The sequence below is a fragment of the Serratia sp. HNCC26DJ206 genome, assembly GCF_057180605.1.
The window spans coordinates 14,794-36,686 of sequence record NZ_JBXUGP010000026.1 but is presented as its reverse complement, the minus strand read 5'-3'; the positions used below and the strand labels follow the sequence as shown (position 1 = coordinate 36,686).

Here is a 21,893-nt window from a genome sequence, read left to right as displayed (position 1 = left end):
AATAATAGACCGATAATTTACTATGGAAAATAGCTATGCAGTGGAAATCTCTCCAGGCGTTGACGCCTGGTTTGACACATTTGTTAGGGTATGAACGCAGTTGGTTGAAATCGGATATTCGCGCCGGATTGTCGGTAGCGGCAGTGGCGCTACCGGTGGCCATTGCTTATGCCGAACTGGCGGGTGTCAGCCCGGTGGTGGGGCTTTACTCCTGTATTTTGCCGATGATTGCCTATGCGATCTTCGGTTCGTCGCGCCAATTGATTGTCGGCCCAGATGCGGCCACCTGTGCGGTGATTGCCGCCGTGGTGACGCCGCTTGCCGCCGGGAATCTGGAGTTGCACTGGCAACTGACTATCATGATGACCGCCATGATGGGGGCATGGTGCCTGCTTGCCAGCCGTTTCCGGCTGGGGGCGCTGGCCGATTTGTTATCCCGGCCGATTCTCAATGGGCTGCTGAACGGCGTGGCGGTGACCATAATTGTCGATCAAATCGGTAAGGTGACGGGATTTGGCACGCCTCCTGCGCAACTGATCGAACGTATTTATGCGTTACCCGGTAACTTATTGCACAGCGATTGGCTGACCATCGGCGTCTCTTTGCTGACGCTATTAATGCTATTTGGCGTTAAAAAGTTGCGGCCAAACTGGCCTGCGCCGCTGTTTGCCATCGTATTAGCCACCTTCGTCACCTGGGCCGGTAATCTGCAACAGCACGGTGTTATCACCGTCGGCGGTTTCAGCGGCATGTTGCCCATCGTCCAGTGGCCCGATTTTCAGCCGGGATTGCTGCGTGACATGGTGATCCCTGCATTGAACCTGGCGGTGGTGAGCTTTGTCAGTATGATGCTGACCGCCCGGAGTTTTGCGGCAAAAAATGGTTACGAGGTAAATGCTGATGCGGAATTCCGCGCGCTGGGCTTGGTAAACATTGTTTCTGCGCTGTCGCAAGGGTTTGCTATCAGCGGTGCCGATTCGCGTACGGCGGTAAATGATGCTAACGGTGGCAAGAGCCAGTTAGTTTCGATCATTGCCGCCGTGGTGATCGCGATTGTGCTGCTGTTCCTGACCGAGCCACTGCAGTTTATCCCCGTAGCTGGTTTGGGCGTGGTGCTGATGTATGCCGCCTGGTCGTTGATCGATATCCGGGGGATCTGGATTTTGCGCCGTCGCAACGCGCAGGCGTTTCGTCTGGCGGCCTTTACCTTCCTCTGCGTGTTGCTGGTGGGGGTGATCAGCGGTATCGGCCTGGCGGTTTTACTTGGACTGATGCAATTCTTGCGCACCGTCTTCCGCCCGACCGAGCAACTGTTAGGCGTTAACGACGAAGGCATGATCCACTCAATGGGGAATAACAACGGCGTGAAGGCCGTTTCAGGCGTGATGATGTATCGCTTCAATTCACCGCTGACCTATTTTAACGTGGCTTACTTCAAGCGCCGGATCCTCAACTTGGTGGACGGCACGCCGTTCCAGCCACGTTGGGTAGTAATTGATGCGGTCGCCAGCTTTACCCACGCAGATATCAGCGTGTTGGCGGCAATCGATGAACTGAAGCGCGATCTGTTACAGCGTAACGTAAAATTGGTGCTGGCAGGGCGGCGCACTGAATTGACGCGCTGGTTCCGTCTCAACCGAGTGGGGCGCGATCAGGATCTGATTCTGGTGCCTGACCTCTATTTGGCTTTAAAGCTGATTCAAAGTAAGGAACAGGCGGAGCCCACTGCGGCACCGTAAGCAAAAAGGGCACGCCGAAGCGTGCCCTTGACATATCCAACGAATAATCAGTCGCGCAGCAGCATATACAGGCGGGACAGATAAATCAGCAGCAGTGCTGAAACCAGATTACTCAGTGCGGTCAACACCACGCTGGCGACGTTTGGCGTCAGGACAGACAGATGGCTGACCATGAACAGCACCAGCAGTTTGGCAGCCAACCACAGCATCATCGCCGGAACAATCACGCGAGCGTTGGCAAAGGCCAGCTTGCAGCTCAACTTCATCGAAGCAAGCACGCCTTTGTTGTCAGCAAGCGAAATCACCGGTGCCAGCGAGAATGATATCGCCAAGATTACGCCGGGCACGATGAACAGCGTTAAGCCGAGCTGGATCAGCAGGGTGCAGACAAACAGCAGCAACACTAAACGCGGCAGTTGCGGCGCAGAGAGGCCGATAGCGCGCAGTGCACTGGTGCGCTCGCCTTGAGAAATCAAACGGATCAGTGTCAACATCCCACCCACCAGCAATACGTTACCTACCAAGGCAGAAAACGTCGCGGCAGCAGAGACTTTTAACAACACCATTTGTTGCTCTGGTGTCATTTGCTGAATGATTTCCTGAATTCCCATACCGGCGGTCGAGGTAAAATCACTTTCCGTCGCACTCAACAGTTTCAATTGCTCAACATCAGGGCTGAAAGCCTGATTGAGCAACACCGAAATGAGCCCGGTCAACAGAGCCAGCAAGAGGATGCTGGCCAGTTGATTACGGAAAAAGTTAAAACTGTCACGGTACAACGTGTTGGCCGTGATAGGCATGCAGACTCCTTGGCGTCGAGAACAGAGATAAATCAGTGGGTAATTGTACCCTGTTCCGCGCCACTGTGGCACCCCGTGAGTTGCACAGCGCCTATTTCTTCGGCGATTGGCCTATTCGGTACCGGTAATAGCAGCGGCGGCAGGTTATAACCTGCGCGGGCGCGATCGCAGGCCTCATTATGCAAGCCATTGTTCCCAGACTGCTCGAACTCCCTGCACGGGCTTGGTCGGTTAAGGTAGATCGAACAGAAGACAGCCTGACCGATTTCACCTTGCAGCGCTTTACAGCGTGGGGATCGGCTATTGGTACCCTGCATACAGCGCAGGAAAGGGGGTAATGGCTCGGTAACTGCTAGAGGAACGGTGCCGCCGCCGTCTTCCGCTTCGGCCCAATAGAATGACACTCGAAAATAGCCGCAGCATGCGCCGCAGCTGACACAGGGATTTTGAATTTCGCTCATCTTGATTGCTCACTGATTCCTTGCGGGCACGAACCAAAACCAACATGAATGACGAAACTACTCAGCAACCATTTCTTTAGCAACTGAAATTTAAGTGCGTATCATTTTTGCAACAAGCGGCCTTTTTTGATTTAGATCAATTCTTGATTTATTAGTGGCTTAGATATCCTTGTTTTCGGTATGAATTTAAATTTTTACACATAAGATGTGATCTCGATTGGATCATAAATACCCGTTAATAGGTATATTCGTCGAGACTGTAAACCACACAAATGGAATGGATAATGAAAAAGACAACTCTGGTGGTATTGGCGGCTATGATGGCGCCCGTGTTGGCAAGTGCGCATCAGGCAGGTGATTTCTTGTTCCGTGCGGGCACCGCAACTGTGCGTCCAAACGCGGGCTCGGATAATGTTCTTGGTCAGGGATCGTTTGGTGCCAACAATAATACTCAGTTGGGCCTGACCTTCGGTTATATGGTCACGGACAATATTGGTGTTGAACTGTTGGCGGCTACGCCATTCAGCCACAAAGTGTCCCTGAAAGGCAGCGCTGTAAACGGCGATATCGCTACCATTAAACATCTGCCACCGACGCTGATGGCACAGTACTATTTTGGTGACAAGCAGGACAAACTACGTCCTTATCTGGGTCTTGGCCTTAACTACACCATGTTCTTTGATGAAAAATTCAACGACTATGGTAAGAGTGCTGGGTTGAGCAATCTGGATCTGAAAAACTCCTGGGGCGTAGCGGGCCAGGCAGGTCTGGATTACAACCTGGATAAGAACTGGATGTTGAACATGTCGGTGTGGTGGATGAATATCGAAACTCAAGTCCGCTTTGACGCTGGTGATCAACATCAGAATATTGATACGCGTCTGGATCCGATCGTATTTATGTTCGGGGCGGGTTACCGTTTCTAATTTAGTTTTGCAGGGGAGGCACCGCCTGGTGCTTCCTCTTGTCTTATTTGATTCGCCTATCGTTTTTACAAACCTACCTTGAACGCGTCTTGTTACCGGGCACAACGGTTGCACCCGGTGATCGAGAGGATCAGGCGAGGGTAGCCGCTTTCATTTCACGAACAAATTTACCCAACTTGGCCAGCATCTCTGCGGGTTGTGTCTGGTTTTGTTCGATGATTTTGACAATCGCCGAACCAGATATGGCTCCGGCAGCGCCAGAATGCAACGCATCTTTCACCTGCGAAGGTTCAGAAATACCAAAGCCCTGCAACGGCGGTGCTGCATGATATTCTCGCAGTTTGTTCACCAGATGATGCAGCGGTAATTGCGCCCGGCTTTCCGTGCCGGTGACCCCAGCGCGTGACAGCAGATAGGTATAACCGCGGCCATGAGAAGCGATCTCACGCAGCAAGTCGTCGTCCGCATTCGGCGGGCAGATAAAGATCGGCGCGATGCCGTGGCGCGTTGCTGCTGCGCGGAACGGTGCCGACTCTTCGAACGGCACGTCGGCGATCAGCACTGAGTCCACGCCAACCTCTGCGCAACGCTGATAAAAGACGTCGATGCCTTTGTGAAACACCAGATTGGCATACATCAGCAGGCCGATGGGAATGGTCGGGTGCTTCTGGCGGATTGCCGCCAACATTTCGAAACAATGGGTTGGCGTTACGCCAGAGGCGAAAGCGCGCAGGGCAGCACCTTGGATGGTAGGGCCATCCGCCAGCGGATCAGAGAATGGGATCCCCAGTTCCAACGCATCGGCACCGTTCTCCACCAGAGTATCGATGATTTGCAGCGACAACGTTGGGTTAGGATCGCCCAGGGTGACAAATGGCACGAACGCGCCTTCTCTGTTGCCTTCCAGGCGTTTAAACAGCTGCTGGTAACGTTCCATCAGATTTCTCCCCGAGCTTTCAGAATATCGTGAACGGTAAATATGTCTTTGTCGCCGCGGCCAGACAGGTTAACCACCAGAATTTGTTCTTTCTCTGGCGTTTCACGGATCATTTTCAGCGCATAGGCCAAGGCGTGGGAAGACTCCAACGCCGGGATAATGCCTTCGTGGCGCGACAACTCTTTGAAGGCTTCCAGCGCCTCATCATCGGTAATCGACACATATTCCGCGCGGCCGATACTGTTCAGATACGCGTGCTGTGGCCCGACGGAAGGGAAGTCCAACCCGGCAGAAATCGAGTAAGACTCTTCGATCTGCCCTTCAGAGGTTTGCATCATCGGGGATTTCATACCGAAGTAGATGCCGACATGGCCGTGTTTCAGCGGCGCGCCGTGTTGACCGGTTTCGATCCCCAAACCAGCCGGCTCAACGCCGATCAGGCCGACGCTGGCGTCGTCGATAAAGTCGGCAAACATGCCGATGGCGTTGGAACCGCCGCCAATACAAGCCAGCACCGCATCTGGCAAACGGCCTTCGCGCTCCAGCATCTGAGCTTTGGTTTCTTCGCCGATCATACGCTGGAACTCACGCACGATGGTCGGGTAAGGGTGTGGGCCTGCGGCGGTACCGAGCATGTAGTGGGCTTGATCGTAACTGCCAGACCAGTCGCGCAGCGCTTCGTTACAGGCATCTTTCAGCGTGGAAGAACCGCTGTGCACCGGGATCACTTCTGCCCCCATCAGGCGCATACGGAACACGTTTGGCGACTGGCGTTCAATGTCTTTTGCACCCATATAGATGCGGCACTTCAGCCCGAGCAGCGCACAGGCCAGCGCGGAAGCTACGCCGTGTTGACCGGCACCGGTTTCCGCAATGATCTCGGTTTTGCCCATACGCTTGGCAAGCAGCGCCTGGCCCAGTACCTGGTTAGTTTTGTGCGCACCGCCGTGCAGCAGATCTTCACGCTTCAGGTAGAGTTTGGTTTTGGTGCCCGCGGTCAGATTTTTACACAGCGTCAAGGCGGTTGGGCGGCCCGCGTAGTTTTTCAGCAGATCGATAAACTCTGCCTGAAACTCAGGATCGCGCTGTGCGCTAACAAAGGCTTCTTCAAGTTGTTTCAGGGCCGGCATCAGAATTTGTGGCACATACTGACCACCAAATTCGCCGAAGTAGGGGTTAAGCAGCGTCATGATGTTTCCCGTTGTTATCCGTTAAATTTATATTCGCAATCAGTAAGCGCGCAGAGCCTGGAATACTGCCGCCAGACGTGCGGCATCTTTGATGCCGGGCTGGCTCTCTACGCCGGAATTAAAGTCGAGGCCCGCGCAGCCGAGCTGGGCTGCGGCAGCACAGTTGTCTGCGTTCAAACCACCGGCCAGCATCACATTGCTCAGCGTTTCCCCTTGCAGTAGCGCCCAATCGAAACGCACTCCGGTACCACCGGCACCGTTATCCAGCAGGTAACGATCGACATGCTGCAGATCGCGGGCTGGCAGGCGGTCTTTCACGCTTAACGCTTTCCAGATCTGGCAGGATGCGGGCAGCTTGCCACGCAGGGCGCTGATGTAAGCCTGGTCTTCTGCACCGTGCAGTTGCACGGCATGCAGGCCGAGTTGTTCAGCGGTTTGCACCAGGGTATCGAACGGCGCATCGCAGAACACGCCGACGTATTTCAGTGGTGCACCGGCAATCACTTCGCGGCTACGGGCAATATCGATGCAGCGCGGTGAGCGGCCAACGAAGATCAGGCCACCGTAATTGGCACCGGCCTGATAGGCGGCAGCGGCATCCTGCGGCCGGGTCAGGCCACAGACTTTATTGTCACCGAGGATCACCCGGCGTACCGCGCTGCGCAGATCGCCTTCCGACATCAGCGCACTGCCGATCAGGAAACCATTGGCAAAGTGGCTGAGTTCACGGATCTGGCCGTAGTTGTTGATCCCTGATTCGCTGATCACCGTAACGCCCTGCGGTATTTGTGGTGCTAAGACGCGGGTGCGGTTGAGATCGATAGAGAGATCGCGTAGATCGCGGTTGTTGATGCCGATCACCTGGGCTTCAAGCTGCACCGCACGTTGCAGTTCTTCTTCGCTGATCACTTCGGTCAGCACGCCCATATTCAGGCTATGGGCCACAGTGGCCAACTGACGATATTGTTCATCATTCAAGACCGACAGCATCAGCAGAATGGCATCGGCCTGGTAATAGCGTGCCAGATAGATCTGGTACGGGTCGATAATGAAATCTTTGCACAATACTGGCTGAGTGACGGTTTTGCTCACCAGCGGCAGAAAGTCGTAGCTGCCCTGGAAGTATTTCTCATCGGTGAGCACGGAGATCGCCGAGGCAAAATCCTTGTAGACCGAAGCAATTTCCACCGGATCAAAATTCTCGCGGATCAATCCTTTAGAAGGAGATGCCTTTTTACATTCAAGAATAAATGCCGTTTGGGGTCCTTGCAGTGCCTGATAAAAACCACGGTTGCTTGGGACGATGTCATTCTGAAAGCTGGCCAGTGGCTGTTGTTGGCTTCGTGCCGCGACCCATTGCGCTTTATCACGAACAATCCTGTTGAGCACGGTTTCCTGCTGCATTACTTATCCTCTTGCTGCCAAAGCGGTAACACGGCTATAGGCCTGCCCGCTGTGAATCATGTCCAATGCCTGTTGCGCGTTGTGGCGCAGATCTTCCTGCCCAAATAACTTCATCAGCAGCGCGACGTTAGCGGCGACCGCTGCGGCGTGAGCCGGGTTACCGTTACCTTGTAACAACCTTGCCAGAATGTCACGATTTTCTTCCGGTGAACCGCCCAGCAAGGAGTCCAGCGAATGGCTTGCCAATCCAAAGGATTTTGGTGTCAGTTGATAGCTTTCGATCTCACCATTATTCAGTTCAGCCACGTGAGTCGTGGTGTGAATGGCGACTTCGTCCATCCCGCCGCCGTGCACCACGGCAGCACGGCGATAACCCAGTACGCGCAGGGTTTCGGCGATGGGCAACACCAGTTCCGGGCTGTATACCCCAATCAGCGCCAGCGGTGGGCGGGCCGGGTTGATCAGCGGGCCGAGCACGTTGAACACCGTGCGGGTTTTTAGCTGTTGACGTACCGGCATCGCATGGCGGAAGCCAGTGTGATACTGCGGCGCAAACAGGAAGCACACGCCAAGCTCGTCTAACGCCTTGCGGGATTCTTCGGCTGGCAGATCCAGGCGGATGCCAAACGCGGCCAGCAGATCGGAAGATCCAGAACGGCTGGACACGCTGCGGTTGCCGTGTTTGGCGATTTTGGCACCGCAGGCCGCAGCGACAAAGGCGCTGGCCGTTGAAATGTTAATGCTGTTGGTGCCGTCGCCGCCAGTGCCGACGATGTCTGCAAAATCATAATCCGGCCGTGGGAATGGCAGCGCGTCATCCAGTAACGCTTTGGCTGCGCCGGCGATCTCTTCGGGGCGCTCGCCGCGGATCTTCATGCTGATCAGCGCAGCGGCCAATTGGCTGTGCTCCAGTTCACCGCGCATGATGGCGCTGAACAGCTGTTGGCTTTCCTGCTGGTCCATCGACTCTGATCGATACAGCTTTTCAAGAATAGGTTGCATAGTCATTTTCTCTTAATTATTTCGCCAGAGCCCAGGCGAGAGTCTGCTCAAGCAGACGCGCACCCTGGGTAGTCAGAATCGATTCGGGATGGAACTGGAAACCACATACGCGATGGCGATCGTGACGCACCGCCATCACCATGTCACCGAAGCGGGCGTTTACCACCAGCTCCGTTGGGATATTACTGCCGACCAGCGAGTGGTAGCGGGCGACCGGTAGTGGATTGGGCATGCCGGCAAACATGCCTTCACCATCATGCGTAATGGCGGAAGCTTTGCCGTGCAGGATTTCGCCAGCCTGGCCAACGTGGCCGCCGTAGGCTTCAACAATTGCCTGATGACCAAGACAGATACCGATAATTGGCATCTGGCCGCGCAACCGTTGCAACAGTTCCGGCATACAGCCAGCGTCTGCCGGGGTGCCAGGGCCGGGCGACAGCATCAGCACCGGTTGTTCCATCTGCTGAAGCCGTTCAACGATGAGATCGGCGGCAATCTGGTTGCGGTAAATCACTACCTGATGACCACTGGCGCGCAGTTGATCAACCAGGTTGTAGGTAAAGGAATCGACGTTGTCGAGCAGCAAGATATCGGCCATTAGAACACCTCCTTGGCCTGATGCGCGCTGGCGATGGCACGCAGCACGGCGCGTGCTTTATTACGGGTTTCATCGGCTTCTGCCTGGGGAACGGAGTCCAGCACCACACCGGCACCGGCCTGCACGGTGGCAATACCGTCCTCAACATAGGCTGAGCGGATGACAATACAGGTATCGAGATCGCCATGAGCGGTGAAATACCCCACCGCGCCGCCGTAGCTGCCACGGCGTGAGCCTTCGGAAGCCGCGATTAACTGCATGGCGCGTACTTTCGGTGCGCCGCTCAGGGTACCCATATTCATACATGCCTGGTAGGCGTGCAGCACGTCGAGATCGGCGCGCAGGGTTCCGACCACGCGGGAAACCAGGTGCATTACGAAGGAATAACGGTCGACTTTGGTCAAATCTGCCACATAGCGGCTGCCCGCTTCGCAGATGCGCGCCAAATCGTTGCGCGCCAGATCGACCAGCATCAGGTGTTCGGCCAGCTCTTTATGATCGGTACGCATTTCCAGTTCGATGCGGCTGTCGAGATCCAGATCCAAAGAACCATCGGCACGGCGGCCGCGCGGACGGGTACCGGCGATCGGGTAAATTTCGATCTGGCGGTTGCTGGCATCATATTTCAGCGCGCTTTCTGGGGAAGCGCCGAACAGGGTGAACTCGTCATCCTGCATGAAAAACATATAAGGGCTTGGGTTGCTGTCTTTCAACGTCTGGTAAGCGGCCAGCGGGGCCGGGCAGGGCAGCGAGAAACGGCGTGAAGGCACTACCTGGAAGATTTCGCCATGGCGGATCGCCTGTTGCAGTTCGCTGACTACCGCGCCGTATTCCTCATCGCTCTGGTTACAGCTTAATTGCATGTCTTCCAGTTTTTGCTGAGGAATCGCTTGGGGAACCTGCTTTAATTGCGCCTGAATCTGTTCAAGGCGCTGTTGCAAACGCTGTGTCTCGCTGCTTTCGCCAGTGAATACGCTGGCCTGCAAGCGGGCAATGCCGCCTTGATGATCGAGAACTAACAGGGTTTCTGCCAGATAGAAGCAGAAATCGGGGCAACGCTGGTCGTGGCGCAGCTCCGGCAAATCTTCGAACCCGGCGACCAGATCGTAGGCAAACAGGCCGCCAAGCAGCATGGCTTCGCGCTCATCGGCCGGGGCATCAACCAGTGCCAGCAAGGTACGCAGCGCGTCGAAAACCGACAACGAACGCAGGCGCGCATCTTCATCCTGTACGGCGTCGATGGCAGGGAAGGTCAATTCACGGCCATTAGGGCGCACCAGGTTCAGTACCTCAGCCGGGAGCGCGTTGTCCAGCAACGGCAACAGCGCAGCGCCATTGACCGTCAGCGCCTGAAGGGTGACTTTACGGCCCAGCGCGGTGATGCGCAAAGCGCTGTCGATCACCAGCAGGCTTTTCAGGTTTTGCTTGCTGGTGATATCTGCCGATTCCAACAGCAGGGTGGCCGGGCGTGCGCCACACAGCTGGTGGAAAATCGCTGTTGGATCGCCGCGGTAACCGGCCTGCGCCGTCAGCAGTTTAAGTTGTGGTTTGATGTTCATCATCGGTGGTTCCAGTTAAATTTTGTCCGTAAAAAAGCCCGCGTTACCAGCGGGCTTAGGGAATCTGCAGTGTCAGATGACAGGTATGCGTGATTACTCCGCCCGTGAAAGGGAGGTACGCCACCAACGAAGAAGAGAAGTTTGCTTAATCATCTTATGCTCTCTTGATTATCATCCAGCACGGTCATTACCGTGAACTTGTGTACTAGTAAACTAGTTCGAGAGTGTAAAGTCAACCCTCTTTTCACACAACAGCTTAGCTTCAGGTGTGAAATATTTTCATTAACATTTATCACCGACGGGCAGTTGAGTGTGGAAAGTGCAGGGATAATAGATTTCCGTCCAACCTCGCATAACGGTTATGATAGAAAGCCAAGCCATTGCAGGATATTTCTTTTGACAGACAGCAGCCCACAGTCTTCCGCTTTTACCTTGTACGATCTCCATAGCCATACCACTGCCTCCGACGGCTATCTGACGCCGACGCAACTGGTACAGCGCGCCGCCGAGATGCGCGTTGGCGTGTTGGCGATTACCGATCATGACACCATCGACGGTTTGGCAGAGGCCGCAGCGGCGATCGCGCAACAGGCGTTACCGCTGCAACTGGTCAACGGTGTGGAGATTTCCACCCTGTGGGAAAACCATGAGATTCATATCGTTGGTTTAGGTATGGACATTACCCATCCGGCACTGACTCAATTGTTGTTTGAACAGACGCAGCGCCGCAATCTGCGTGCGCAGGAGATTGGCGTGCGGCTGGCAAAAGCGCGCATTCCCGATGCTTACAACGGAGCACAGCAACTGGCGGGGAAAGGCGCGGTTACGCGCGGTCACTTCGCCCGCTATCTGGTGCAAACCGGCGTTGCCGATAATATGGCGCAGGTATTCAAGAAATATCTCGCTAAAGGGAAAACCGGCTATGTTCCGCCACAGTGGTGTACAATAGAACAAGCTATTGATGTGATTCATCAATCTGGTGGGCAAGCCGTGATGGCGCACCCTGGCCGCTACGAACTGACGGCCAAGTGGCTCAAGCGTTTGCTGGCACACTTTGCCGAAAACGGCGGGGATGCGATGGAAGTGGCGCAGTGTCAGCAGGCGCCGCATGAGCGCACGTTGCTGGCTAAATATGCTCAGGATTACCAATTATTGGCGTCACAGGGCTCTGATTTTCATCAGCCCTGTTCGTGGATCGAACTGGGACGGAAGCTGTGGCTGCCCGGCGGCGTTGAGCCGGTGTGGCGTGACTGGCCGCAGCAGGCGAAAACCGCCGCCCAATAAGCTTTCGCGTTGCCAGCATGTATCATTTTCAGGAGTAACAGATGAGCCAGTTATTTTATATTCACCCAGATAATCCGCAGCAGCGCCTGATTAACCAGGCGGTTGAAGTGCTACGCAAGGGCGGGGTGATTGTTTATCCAACGGATTCTGGCTACGCGCTGGGCTGCAAATTGGAAGAAAAGACGGCGATGGAGCGTATTTGCCGTATCCGCCAGTTGGATGGCAACCACAATTTCACCCTGATGTGCCGCGATCTGTCTGAACTGTCGACCTATGCCTATGTGGATAACGCGGCGTTTCGCCTGATTAAGAACAATACGCCGGGTAATTACACCTTTATTCTGAAAGCGACTAAAGAAGTGCCGCGTCGCCTGATGAACGACAAGCGTAAAACCATCGGTCTGCGTGTGCCTTCCAACCCTATCGCGTTGGCATTGCTGGAAATGCTGAACGAGCCGATGATGTCGACCACGTTGATGCTGCCGGGCAATGACTTTGCCGAGTCCGATCCGGAAGAGATCAGTGAGCACTTGGGCAAGCAGGTGGATCTGGTGATCCACGGTGGTTTCCTTGGTCAGCAACCGACTACGGTGATCGATCTGACTGAATCTGCACCGGAAGTGGTGCGCGAAGGAGCGGGCGATCCTGCCCCCTTTCGATAAACACCCCGACGAAGACGATTCCAACCTCGGATAAAGGCTGTATAATGAACGGTTGGTTTTAACCAAAAAGATTACTTTTGCGGCCGCATTCCTGCTGGGATGCGGCCGCAAAATCCCCCCGACGCCTGTGAAGGCGACACTAGAGGTTGCTCAATGAGCGAAAAGTTACAGAAAGTTTTAGCGCGTGCCGGTCATGGTTCGCGTCGTGAAATCGAAACCATGATTGAAGCTGGCCGTGTCAGCGTCGACGGTAAAATTGCCAAGCTGGGCGATCGTGTCGAAGTGACTCCTGCGATGAAAATTCGTATGGATGGTCATGTGGTCTCTATCAAAGAATCCGAAGAAGCGGTGTGCCGCGTGTTGGCGTATTACAAGCCAGAAGGTGAGCTTTGTACGCGTAGCGATCCTGAAGGCCGTCCAACGGTGTTCGATCGTCTGCCAAAGCTGCGTGGTTCACGCTGGGTGGCGGTAGGGCGTTTGGACGTCAATACCTCCGGCCTGCTGCTGTTCACCACCGACGGTGAACTGGCCAACCGCCTGATGCACCCAAGCCGCGAAGTTGAGCGCGAATATGCGGTGCGCGTGTTCGGCCAGATCGACGACGAAAAGCTCAAGCAACTGAGCAAAGGTGTACAGCTGGAAGATGGCCCCGCAGCCTTCCGCACCATCAGTTTCCAGGGTGGCGAAGGCATCAACCAGTGGTATAACGTTACCCTGACCGAAGGGCGTAACCGTGAAGTTCGCCGTCTGTGGGAAGCGGTTGGCGTTCAGGTCAGCCGTTTGATTCGTGTGCGCTACGGTGATATCGATCTGCCTAAAGGAATACCGCGTGGCGGCTGGACCGAGCTGGATTTGAAGGCGATCAACTATCTGCGTGAGCTGGTGGAACTGACGCCAGAAACCGTCAGCAAGCTGCCGGTTGAGCGTGAACGCCGCCGGGTGAAAGCCAATCAGATCCGCCGTGCGGTGAAGCGCCACAGCCAGGTTGCAACCGGCAGTCGCCGTGGTGCGCCAGGCAGCAAGCCGGGTAAACCGGCAAAGCCTTCCAAACGTAGTTAAGATCTGCTCGCGTAGCCCTGCTGAATGGCAGGGCTATGCGCCTTTTGTTACCAATCGATCCCTTGTTGTGCTTTGATCCCGGCGTCAAACGCGTGCTTCACCGGCCGCATTTCTGTGACGGTATCCGCCAGTTCCAACAAATCACGGTGGCAACCGCGCCCGGTGATGATCACCGTCTGATGTGCAGGGCGCTGATGTAATGCCTCCAGCAACTCCTCCAGCTCCAGATAGCCGTAACTCACCATATAGGTCAACTCATCCAGCAGCACCAGATCCAGGTTGCTGTCAGCCAGCATACGCTTGCCATGCTGCCAAACGGCCTGACAGGCGGCGGTATCGCTCTCTTTGTCCTGAGTTTCCCAGGTAAAACCGGTCGCCATCACCTGAAATTCCACACCGTGTTGTTGTAGCAGGTTTTTCTCACCGTTTGGCCATTGGCCTTTGATAAACTGGATCACGCCAGCTTTCATGCCGTGACCCACCGCGCGGGTGACCGTGCCAAACGCTGCCGTGGTTTTGCCTTTGCCGTTGCCGGTAAATATCATGAGTAAACCACGCACATCCTGGGCGGCGGCAATGCGTGCATCCACCTGTTGTTTCAAGCGTTGCTGACGCTGCTGGTGACGTTCTTCAGCCATTTAAATAGGCTCCTTATTCGGCTGCGCCGGGTTTGCGGTTAGGTTGGGCATCGAAGCTGATGCCGGTTTTACGGCGGCTGTCATCCCCCATCAGATACAGGTATAACGGCATGATCTCGGCCGGGGTTTTCAGCTTACTTTTGTCTTCATCAGGAAAGGCAGATGCGCGCATTTGCGTGCGTGTTCCGCCTGGATTGATGCAATTTACCCGCAAGTTACGCGTTTTATACTCATCTGCCAGCACCTGCATCATCCCCTCGGTGGCGAATTTGGAAACCGCATAAGCGCCCCAATTGGCACGGCCCAACCGGCCCACGCTGGAACTGGTAAAAATCAGAGAACCTGAGCTGGATTTCAGCAGCAACGGCAGCAGCGCCTGAGTGAGCATAAAGGTAGCATTGACGTTGACTTGCATCACCTCGTTCCACATCGTCATCGAAAGCTCGGCCATGGGGGCGATATCGCCCAGCAGCCCGGCATTGTGCAGCACACCGTCGAGGCGCGGCACTTTAGCTGTTAACTCGTTGGCTACCTGCTGGCATTGTTCGGGAGTGAGATGCAATAAATCAAGTGTAATAATCTGGGCTGGTGCACCGCCGCCAGCGGCAATTTCCGCCTGTACCGCCCGCAGTTTACTCTCAGTACGCCCCAGCAATATCAGTTGCGCGCCAAAACGTGCGTAGGTCAAGGCCGCTTCACGGCCAATGCCGTCGCCCGCGCCAGTTACCAGGATAATGCGTTGTTCGAGTAGGTCATGTTTCGGTTGATAATGCACAGTAGCTCCTCGCGCAGGGAGTGCCGATGGTTGTGTAGGGGATCATCAGTTTGATGAATAATGCGTGTTATATGCCTGAAATGGATCGCATTTTCAATGATTAGCCCGCAGAATCGGCATTCTTTTGTAACAAAAGAGGCTTGCTTGTCTCTATGAAAAAACCATAGTGAAGGTGCAATCACAAGGAATTTTCATTTGGCCGCGACAGCCGTAGCAGCAATTGGTTAAAATGAACCAAGTCATACTAACAAACTGTAAATAAAGGCGGAATCTGTGGAGTTTATATCTATTTACGGCCTTTTCCTGGCTAAAGTTGCCACGGTGGTGATTGCCATTGCTGCGCTGGTGTTGTTGGCGGTGAGCCTGGGGCATCGCAAAAGTCAGCAGAAAGGGGAGTTACAGCTTACCGATCTGGGTGAACAGTATCGTGAAATGCAGCGTGAAATGCGCTTGGCTCGTATGGGGGCTGCGGAACAAAAAGCGTGGAGCAAGCAGTTCAAGAAACAAATCAAGGCCGATGAAAAACTGAAAAAGAGCCGAGCCAAATCCGGCGCGGTAGAAGCCAGTAAACCTTGCCTGTATGTGCTCGATTTTAAAGGCAGTATGGACGCTCATGAAGTCACTTCTCTGCGTGAAGAGATTTCTGCCGTGCTGGCCGTGGCAACGGCTCAGGATGAAGTGCTGCTGCGGTTGGAAAGCCCTGGCGGCGTGGTGCACGGTTATGGCCTGGCGGCTTCACAGTTGGAGCGTTTGCGTAAAGGTGGCATCCGCCTGACGGTCGCGGTGGATAAAGTCGCTGCTAGCGGGGGCTATATGATGGCCTGCGTGGCCGATCGCATTGTGGCGGCCCCCTTTGCCATTATCGGTTCGATCGGCGTTGTGGCCCAGATCCCCAACTTCCATCGCTTGTTACAGAAGAATGAGATCGATGTTGAGCTGCATACCGCCGGGCAATTTAAACGTACTTTGACGCTGTTTGGTGAGAATACCGAGCAAGGTCGTGAAAAGTTCCGTGAAGAGCTGAATGAAACCCATGAACTGTTTAAACAGTTTGTCCATCAGCAACGCCCTTCATTGGATATCGACAGCGTGGCGACCGGTGAACACTGGTTTGGCACTCAGTCGAAAGACAAAGGGCTGATTGACGCGGTGGGGACCAGCGACGATCTGCTGATTGCCGAGATGGAAAATCATGAGGTGATCGGTGTGCGTTATACCCGCCGCAAACGTCTGCTCGATCGCTTTACCGGCAGCGCGGCAGAAAGTGTCGATCGCCTGCTGCTGCGTTGGTGGCAGCGCGGTGAAAAACCGTTGCTCTGAATATCGGTAGAGATAACGTCACGGGGGCTTTGGCCCCCGTTTTTTATGGTGTGCCGGGCATGCTCAGCAGCTCGGGGGTGAAAGTCCCCTGTCCAGCCTGATGGTGGCGAAGGACTAGTGAAGCGCAAGGGCGTCGTCGTGAGGCGGGGTCTGAAGGAAGCGCGAATCAAAACCATGACCTGACGAACAGAAACCCGATATAAGGCCTACCCGGCTGGCAGAGCAAGCCAATGATTGCAAAGGCCATAACCATCAAGAGCCGGGGTGGTAGATTGGGCAGGTGTGTGGTGAAAGCGGCTGAGCTTACCCCGGGAGGCCTGTCCGGCGTTCTGCATTCAGAACTGAGCGCACCGTAAGGTGCGCTGATCGGCGGACAGGAGTCAGCAGAGGGCATAGTAAGACAGTACTGTCGGAAGGCCCGAACGGTAATGAGTGACGAGTATCAGCGGAGGTTCTGAACGGTCATGCAGCAGAAAACGCATCGCGGCCCTGAAGCAGAAAGACGGGGTGAAGCCCCGAACGTCGGTTCTCAGGGGGCTGAAACCGTACAGGCACCGACGACCAGAGAAAGTCCGTCGTCAACAGCATGGCTGATGGAAGCCATCTGTGAACCAGTCAATCTCAAGCAAGCCCTGAAAAGAGTGAAGGCCAATAAAGGTGCGGCGGGAAGTGATGGCATGCGCGTAAGCGACCTGCCGGACTACCTGAAACACCACTGGCCGGAACTAAAAGCGCAACTGCTGTCCGGCAGTTACTGCCCATTCCCGGTGAGAAGAGTGAGCATCCCGAAACCCGGCGGCGGCGAACGCCTGTTGGGTATCCCGACGGTAGTCGATCGCTTTATCCAGCAGGCGATGATGCAGGTGTTGCAGGGGCAATGGGATGCGTCGTTCAGCGATAACAGCTATGGGTTCCGGCCAGGACGCTCGGCCCATCAGGCAGTGAAACAGGCTCAGGACTATATCGGTTCAGGGTATCACTGGGTAGTAGACCTCGATCTGGAGAAGTTCTTTGATCGGGTGAATCACGACGTGCTGATGAGCCGGATAGCGAAACGGGTGTCGGATAAACGGGTGCTGTCACTTATCCGCAGGTTCCTGAAGGCAGGTGTGATGGAAGCAGGTCTGGTAAGGCCGGTGACAGAAGGGACGCCGCAGGGCGGCCCACTGTCGCCGCTGTTATCGAACCTGCTGCTGGACGACTTCGATAAGGAGCTGGAGAAACGTGGTCTGAAGTTCGCGCGTTATGCAGATGACTGCAATATCTACGTGAAAAGTGAACGGGCAGGCCGCCGTGTGATGGTGGGGTTGACACACTGGCTGAGCCGAAAACTGAAACTGAAGGTGAACGCGAAGAAGAGCGCGGTAGCGCAGCCGGAAACGCGTAAGTACCTGGGTTACAGCTTCAGAAGGGGCAGAAAGGTCAGGTGCGTGGTGTCGCCGGACTCGGTGAAACGGTTCAAAATGCGGGTAAGGGAACTGACGGGGCGTAACACAGGGAGAAGTCTTGAGCAGCTAATCCAGCCATTAAAGGGGTATCTGATGGGGTGGAAAAGTTACTACGGGATGAACGAGTGGCCATCGATAATGCGAGAGCTGAACGGATGGATAAGACGCAGGCTGCGAAGTGTGCTCTGGAAACAGTGGAAAACGGGCAGCAAGCGTTATAAAGAGCTGCGCAGCCGGGGGGTAAGGAAAGACCTGGCGGCGCAGACGGTGGGGAGTTGCCATAAACAGTGGCGGATAAGTAATAGCCCAGCACTGAACATAGCCCTGCCGAACATCGTGTTTATGAGACTGGGCCTGCCAGAGTTATAGGTAGGCGACGATCAACATAACCGAACCGCCGTATACGGACCCGTATGTACGGTGGTGTGGGAGGAGGCTGGTCGCGAGATCAGCCCCTATCCCGATCCTGACCGACCAGATGATATTTCTCGGAAAGCACGTGGGCTAAATGTTTAAACATATTAAATACCGCAGTGGTTTTTGCGGTGGGTAAGCCGTCTGAGTCTAAAAAGAATTCGCCACGGAAAACCAGAACGTTACTTTTTTGTTCAACGTCGGTGGCTACCATTCCGTGCAGATAATCTTCGTGTTGGCGGATGATGTTATTGGCTTCTGCCAACAGGGCTTCCCGTTCAATAGGCTGAGTTGTCGCTCGCATTTATTACGCTCCAAACAAAAATTCTGCCGGTATTCTAACGCCGGTTCGCGTTTATCCGCAAACCGATTAAGGTTTAATTGCCGTCTGGATGGAGCCAGTGGCAGGTGGTCATTGGCGAAATATCGCTTTCCGTGCTAATTAAGTTGCGTGCCGCTTTTTATCAGGTAGAGTGTGGGATTTTGTAGCTTCTGGTGGAAGGATTTGTTTACGCTTTGCGGGGGCCACGTGTGGCCTGGCTTCTGGGCGCGGGTGTAAAACAGACAAAATTGGCAACTTGCTTGCGGTCAAGTTAAGCAATCGTGCAGCCATTAGAAAAAACAGGTTGACCTCTTGCCAAAGTGCCGCAATATAAAAAAGAGATACGAATTGCCGCGGTACGGCGAGATAAATGGCTTCTTTTTAGAAGAATAAAATTAGGTAAAGGTAAATATGGGCAAAGCTCTCGTAATAGTTGAGTCCCCGGCAAAAGCCAAAACTATTAATAAATACTTAGGAAGTGATTACGTGGTGAAGTCCAGCGTCGGTCACATCCGTGATTTGCCGACCAGTGGATCAGCCAGCAAAAAGAGCGCTGAATCAACCGAAGACAAAGCCAAAAAGAAAGTTAAGAAAGATGAGAAGACGGCGCTGGTCAATCGTATGGGCGTCGATCCTTATCATGGCTGGAAGGCGCATTACGAAATTCTGCCGGGTAAAGAAAAAGTTGTCGCCGAGTTAAAATCGTTAGCAGAAAATGCCGACCATATTTATCTCGCAACCGACCTTGACCGCGAAGGGGAAGCCATTGCCTGGCACCTGCGGGAAGTGATCGGTGGGGACGATAAACGCTTTAGCCGCGTGGTGTTTAACGAAATCACCAAAAACGCTATCCAACAGGCCTTCAAGGCCCCAGGTGAACTGAATATTGACCGTGTTAACGCACAGCAGGCGCGTCGCTTTATGGACCGCGTGGTGGGTTACATGGTATCGCCATTGCTGTGGAAAAAAATTGCACGTGGGTTGTCTGCGGGGCGAGTGCAATCGGTGGCGGTGCGTCTGGTGGTGGAGCGCGAGCGCGATATCAAGGCGTTCGTGCCGGAAGAATACTGGGAATTGCATGCCGATCTGCTGGCGAAGAATAATGTCGCACTGCAGATGGAAGTGACCCATGCCCACGATAAACCGTTCAAACCGGTTAACCGTGAGCAAACCCATGCAGCGCTTAAGCTGCTGGAAAAAGCCCGCTACCAGGTGCAGGATCGTGAAGACAAACCGACCAGCAGCAAGCCGGGCGCACCCTTCATTACCTCCACGCTGCAACAGGCTGCCAGCACCCGCCTGAGCTTTGGCGTGAAGAAAACCATGATGATGGCGCAACGTCTGTATGAAGCGGGTCACATTACCTACATGCGTACCGACTCCACCAACCTGAGCCAGGATGCGCTCAGCATGGTGCGTGGTTATATCGGCGACAATTTCGGTGATAAATATTTGCCGCCGGCCGCTAACCAGTACAGCAGCAAAGAAAACTCGCAGGAAGCGCACGAAGCGATTCGTCCTTCTGATGTCAGCGTGTTGGCTGAACAGCTAAAAGATATGGAAGCGGATGCGCAGAAACTGTATCAACTGATTTGGCGCCAGTTTGTCGCCTGCCAGATGACGCCAGCGCAGTACGACTCCACTACCTTGACGGTGAAAGCCGGTGACTTCCAACTGCGCGCCAAGGGCCGCACGCTGCGTTTTGATGGCTGGACCAAAGTCATGCCAGCGCTGCGCAAAGGCGATGAAGATCGTACCTTGCCGTTTGTTGAAGTTGGTACGGATTTGGATCTGCAAAAACTGATCCCAAGCCAGCACTTTACCAAGCCACCTGCGCGTTACAGCGAAGCGTCGTTGGTGAAAGAACTGGAAAAACGCGGCATTGGTCGCCCGTCAACCTATGCATCGATCATCTCGACCATTCAGGATCGTGGCTATGTGCGGGTTGAAAGCCGCCGTTTCTACGCGGAAAAAATGGGTGAAATCGTCACCGATCGCTTGGAAGAGAACTTCCGCGAACTGATGAACTATGACTTCACCGCGCGCATGGAGAGCGGCCTGGATCAGGTAGCCAACAACCAGGCTGAATGGAAAGCGGTGCTTGATGAGTTCTTTGCTGAATTCAGCGAGCAACTGGAAACGGCGGAAAAAGATCCGGAAGAGGGCGGTATGCGCCCGAACCAGATGGTGATGACCAGCATTGATTGCCCGACCTGTGCCCGCAAGATGGGTATCCGCACCGCCAGCACCGGCGTATTCCTCGGTTGTTCCGGTTATGCGCTGACGCCGAAAGAGCGTTGCAAAACCACCATCAACTTGGTGCCGGAAACAGAAGTGCTAAACATCCTGGAAGGGGATGATGCGGAAACCAACGCCCTGCGTGCCCGTCGCCGCTGCCAGAAATGCGGCACCGCGATGGACAGCTATCTGATCGATAACCAGCGTAAACTGCATGTCTGCGGTAATAACCCAGCCTGTGACGGTTATGAGATCGAAGAAGGCGAATTCCGCCTGAAAGGCTACGATGGCCCGATCGTTGAGTGCGAAAAATGCGGTTCTGAAATGCACCTGAAAATGGGGCGTTTCGGTAAGTACATGGGCTGCACCAACGACACCTGTAAGAACACCCGTAAAATCCTGCGTAATGGTGATGTTGCACCACCGAAGGAAGATCCGGTTCCGCTGCCAGAGTTGCCGTGTGAGAAATCAGACGCCTACTTTGTACTGCGTGACGGTGCAGCGGGCGTGTTCCTGGCGGCCAATACTTTCCCAAAATCGCGCGAAACCCGTGCGCCACTGGTGGAAGAACTGCAACGCTTCAAGGATCGTTTGCCGGAAAAACTGCGCTATCTGGCCGATGCGCCAGTCGCTGATTCCGAAGGTAACAAAGCCATGGTGCGTTTTAGCCGTAAAACCAAGCAGCAATATGTCTCTTCAGAGAAAGACGGTAAAGCCACGGGCTGGACCGCTTTCTATGTGGATGGCAAATGGGTTGAAGGTAAGAAATAAACCGGCCATTTAGGCAGAATCAGAAACCAGCCCAATGCGGCTGGTTTTTTTTGGCTAAAGAAGCGGAGAGGCCCGGTTTATTGCTGCTTTTGCAGTGCTTGAAGAGCAGACGCTGATGCGAAATAATCGTTATTTCAAAGCGGCCTGGATCTATACTTGATGCAGCAACATGATATAGTAGTTATATAAAAATTTTTCTTATGACCAAAGCTTATTAATAACGGCGTTTTCTTCAGCATCTGGGCGAAATCACTGTGTTTAGGGCTTGTGACTATTCAGCATATTGGATCGATACCGAGATACCTGGCTGCGGCAAGCCGCAGTGTTTAACCTAGGATGGTATAAG

At 54.4% G+C, this 21,893-nt stretch carries 19 protein-coding genes and 1 other annotated feature; of the genes, 8 read left to right on the top strand and 11 right to left on the bottom strand.

The window, feature by feature from the left end:
- The first annotated feature begins 35 nt into the window (after positions 1-35).
- Positions 36-1,739, top strand: coding sequence for a SulP family inorganic anion transporter (locus AC2A1E_RS17475; protein ID WP_484384808.1), 1,704 nt, complete (start codon positions 36-38; stop codon positions 1,737-1,739).
- Positions 1,740-1,786: 47 nt separating this feature from the next.
- On the opposite strand, the gene AC2A1E_RS17470 is transcribed toward AC2A1E_RS17475, so the two are convergent.
- Together AC2A1E_RS17470 and AC2A1E_RS17465 are read right to left on the bottom strand one after the other, a co-directional pair.
- Positions 1,787-2,539: a YciC family protein gene (locus AC2A1E_RS17470; RefSeq protein WP_484384807.1), complete on the bottom strand. Its 753-nt coding sequence runs from the start codon at positions 2,537-2,539 to the stop codon at positions 1,787-1,789.
- Between the two features lie 32 nt (positions 2,540-2,571).
- Entirely contained in the window at positions 2,572-3,000 is a 429-nt protein-coding gene (locus AC2A1E_RS17465; RefSeq protein ID WP_484384806.1) for a YkgJ family cysteine cluster protein, read from the bottom strand.
- Between the two features lie 284 nt (positions 3,001-3,284).
- On the opposite strand from AC2A1E_RS17465, the gene ompW reads away from it, so the two are divergent.
- Positions 3,285-3,926, top strand: a complete 642-nt coding sequence (gene ompW / locus AC2A1E_RS17460; RefSeq protein ID WP_484384805.1) for an outer membrane protein OmpW — start codon at positions 3,285-3,287, stop codon at positions 3,924-3,926.
- Positions 3,927-4,056: 130 nt separating this feature from the next.
- Here ompW and trpA read toward each other — a convergent pair whose 3' ends face one another.
- The 6 genes from trpA to AC2A1E_RS17430 are packed head-to-tail and all read right to left on the bottom strand — an operon-like array spanning position 4,057 to position 10,619.
- Entirely contained in the window at positions 4,057-4,863 is an 807-nt protein-coding gene (gene trpA, locus AC2A1E_RS17455) for a tryptophan synthase subunit alpha (protein ID WP_484384804.1), read from the bottom strand.
- Positions 4,863-6,053: a tryptophan synthase subunit beta gene (gene trpB / locus AC2A1E_RS17450; RefSeq protein ID WP_484384803.1), complete on the bottom strand. Its 1,191-nt coding sequence runs from the start codon at positions 6,051-6,053 to the stop codon at positions 4,863-4,865. The genes trpA and trpB overlap by 1 nt, the downstream gene beginning before the upstream one ends.
- Positions 6,054-6,092: 39 nt before the next feature.
- Positions 6,093-7,457, bottom strand: coding sequence for a bifunctional indole-3-glycerol-phosphate synthase TrpC/phosphoribosylanthranilate isomerase TrpF (trpCF, locus tag AC2A1E_RS17445; protein WP_484384802.1), 1,365 nt, complete (start codon positions 7,455-7,457; stop codon positions 6,093-6,095).
- A 3-nt stretch (positions 7,458-7,460) separates the two neighbouring features.
- Positions 7,461-8,459: an anthranilate phosphoribosyltransferase gene (trpD, locus tag AC2A1E_RS17440; RefSeq protein WP_484384801.1), complete on the bottom strand. Its 999-nt coding sequence runs from the start codon at positions 8,457-8,459 to the stop codon at positions 7,461-7,463.
- A gap of 16 nt (positions 8,460-8,475) precedes the next feature.
- Complete coding sequence (locus AC2A1E_RS17435; RefSeq protein ID WP_484384800.1) at positions 8,476-9,057, bottom strand: glutamine amidotransferase-related protein; 582 nt, start codon at positions 9,055-9,057, stop codon at positions 8,476-8,478.
- On the bottom strand, positions 9,057-10,619 hold the full coding sequence (locus AC2A1E_RS17430; protein WP_484384799.1) for an anthranilate synthase component 1: 1,563 nt from the start codon (positions 10,617-10,619) through the stop codon (positions 9,057-9,059). The genes AC2A1E_RS17435 and AC2A1E_RS17430 overlap by 1 nt, the downstream gene beginning before the upstream one ends.
- 25 nt (positions 10,620-10,644) lie before the next feature.
- Positions 10,645-10,748 (bottom strand) — a sequence feature (Trp leader region).
- Between the two features lie 264 nt (positions 10,749-11,012).
- Here AC2A1E_RS17430 and rnm point away from each other — a divergent pair.
- From rnm to rluB, 3 genes are all read left to right on the top strand, one after another.
- Positions 11,013-11,900: an RNase RNM gene (gene rnm, locus AC2A1E_RS17425; protein WP_484384798.1), complete on the top strand. Its 888-nt coding sequence runs from the start codon at positions 11,013-11,015 to the stop codon at positions 11,898-11,900.
- Between the two features lie 41 nt (positions 11,901-11,941).
- The gene (locus tag AC2A1E_RS17420; RefSeq protein WP_484384797.1) at positions 11,942-12,562 is read left to right on the top strand and encodes an L-threonylcarbamoyladenylate synthase; all 621 of its coding nucleotides are present in this window, start codon (positions 11,942-11,944) and stop codon (positions 12,560-12,562) included.
- A 153-nt stretch (positions 12,563-12,715) separates the two neighbouring features.
- A complete protein-coding gene (gene rluB / locus AC2A1E_RS17415) occupies positions 12,716-13,621 on the top strand; it encodes a 23S rRNA pseudouridine(2605) synthase RluB (protein ID WP_484384796.1) in 906 nt (301 codons plus the stop codon).
- Positions 13,622-13,668: 47 nt separating this feature from the next.
- Here rluB and cobO read toward each other — a convergent pair whose 3' ends face one another.
- Both cobO and AC2A1E_RS17405 read right to left on the bottom strand, forming a co-directional pair.
- A complete protein-coding gene (cobO, locus tag AC2A1E_RS17410) occupies positions 13,669-14,259 on the bottom strand; it encodes a cob(I)yrinic acid a,c-diamide adenosyltransferase (RefSeq protein WP_484384795.1) in 591 nt (196 codons plus the stop codon).
- Positions 14,260-14,272: 13 nt separating this feature from the next.
- Positions 14,273-15,034: a YciK family oxidoreductase gene (locus tag AC2A1E_RS17405; RefSeq protein WP_484384794.1), complete on the bottom strand. Its 762-nt coding sequence runs from the start codon at positions 15,032-15,034 to the stop codon at positions 14,273-14,275.
- Between the two features lie 273 nt (positions 15,035-15,307).
- On the opposite strand from AC2A1E_RS17405, the gene sohB reads away from it, so the two are divergent.
- Together sohB and ltrA are read left to right on the top strand one after the other, a co-directional pair.
- On the top strand, positions 15,308-16,354 hold the full coding sequence (sohB, locus tag AC2A1E_RS17400; protein ID WP_484384793.1) for a protease SohB: 1,047 nt from the start codon (positions 15,308-15,310) through the stop codon (positions 16,352-16,354).
- Positions 16,355-16,818: 464 nt separating this feature from the next.
- Positions 16,819-18,171, top strand: a complete 1,353-nt coding sequence (gene ltrA / locus AC2A1E_RS17395) for a group II intron reverse transcriptase/maturase (protein ID WP_484384792.1) — start codon at positions 16,819-16,821, stop codon at positions 18,169-18,171.
- 79 nt (positions 18,172-18,250) lie between these two features.
- Here the strand turns inward: ltrA and AC2A1E_RS17390 are convergent, their stop codons facing one another.
- Positions 18,251-18,520 (bottom strand): YciN family protein, encoded by a 270-nt coding sequence (locus AC2A1E_RS17390; RefSeq protein WP_484384791.1) that lies wholly within the window; start codon positions 18,518-18,520, stop codon positions 18,251-18,253.
- Between the two features lie 429 nt (positions 18,521-18,949).
- On the opposite strand from AC2A1E_RS17390, the gene topA reads away from it, so the two are divergent.
- The gene (gene topA / locus AC2A1E_RS17385; protein ID WP_484384790.1) at positions 18,950-21,547 is read left to right on the top strand and encodes a type I DNA topoisomerase; all 2,598 of its coding nucleotides are present in this window, start codon (positions 18,950-18,952) and stop codon (positions 21,545-21,547) included.
- The last annotated feature ends 346 nt before the right edge of the window (positions 21,548-21,893 follow it).

Excerpts from the sequence above, each read along its gene's own strand:
- trpCF (WP_484384802.1), bottom strand. The coding sequence starts at position 7,457 with ATGCAGCAGGAAACCGTGCTCAACAGGATTGTTCGTGATAAAGCGCAA.
- AC2A1E_RS17390 (WP_484384791.1), bottom strand. The coding sequence starts at position 18,520 with ATGCGAGCGACAACTCAGCCTATTGAACGGGAAGCCCTGTTGGCAGAA.
- AC2A1E_RS17430 (WP_484384799.1), bottom strand. The coding sequence starts at position 10,619 with ATGATGAACATCAAACCACAACTTAAACTGCTGACGGCGCAGGCCGGT.
- AC2A1E_RS17465 (WP_484384806.1), bottom strand. The coding sequence starts at position 3,000 with ATGAGCGAAATTCAAAATCCCTGTGTCAGCTGCGGCGCATGCTGCGGC.
- cobO (WP_484384795.1), bottom strand. The coding sequence starts at position 14,259 with ATGGCTGAAGAACGTCACCAGCAGCGTCAGCAACGCTTGAAACAACAG.
- AC2A1E_RS17420 (WP_484384797.1), top strand. The coding sequence starts at position 11,942 with ATGAGCCAGTTATTTTATATTCACCCAGATAATCCGCAGCAGCGCCTG.
- AC2A1E_RS17435 (WP_484384800.1), bottom strand. The coding sequence starts at position 9,057 with ATGGCCGATATCTTGCTGCTCGACAACGTCGATTCCTTTACCTACAAC.
- AC2A1E_RS17470 (WP_484384807.1), bottom strand. The coding sequence starts at position 2,539 with ATGCCTATCACGGCCAACACGTTGTACCGTGACAGTTTTAACTTTTTC.
- trpA (WP_484384804.1), bottom strand. The coding sequence starts at position 4,863 with ATGGAACGTTACCAGCAGCTGTTTAAACGCCTGGAAGGCAACAGAGAA.
- topA (WP_484384790.1), top strand. The coding sequence starts at position 18,950 with ATGGGCAAAGCTCTCGTAATAGTTGAGTCCCCGGCAAAAGCCAAAACT.
- AC2A1E_RS17475 (WP_484384808.1), top strand. The coding sequence starts at position 36 with ATGCAGTGGAAATCTCTCCAGGCGTTGACGCCTGGTTTGACACATTTG.
- ltrA (WP_484384792.1), top strand. The coding sequence starts at position 16,819 with ATGCAGCAGAAAACGCATCGCGGCCCTGAAGCAGAAAGACGGGGTGAA.
- trpD (WP_484384801.1), bottom strand. The coding sequence starts at position 8,459 with ATGCAACCTATTCTTGAAAAGCTGTATCGATCAGAGTCGATGGACCAG.
- rluB (WP_484384796.1), top strand. The coding sequence starts at position 12,716 with ATGAGCGAAAAGTTACAGAAAGTTTTAGCGCGTGCCGGTCATGGTTCG.
- ompW (WP_484384805.1), top strand. The coding sequence starts at position 3,285 with ATGAAAAAGACAACTCTGGTGGTATTGGCGGCTATGATGGCGCCCGTG.
- trpB (WP_484384803.1), bottom strand. The coding sequence starts at position 6,053 with ATGACGCTGCTTAACCCCTACTTCGGCGAATTTGGTGGTCAGTATGTG.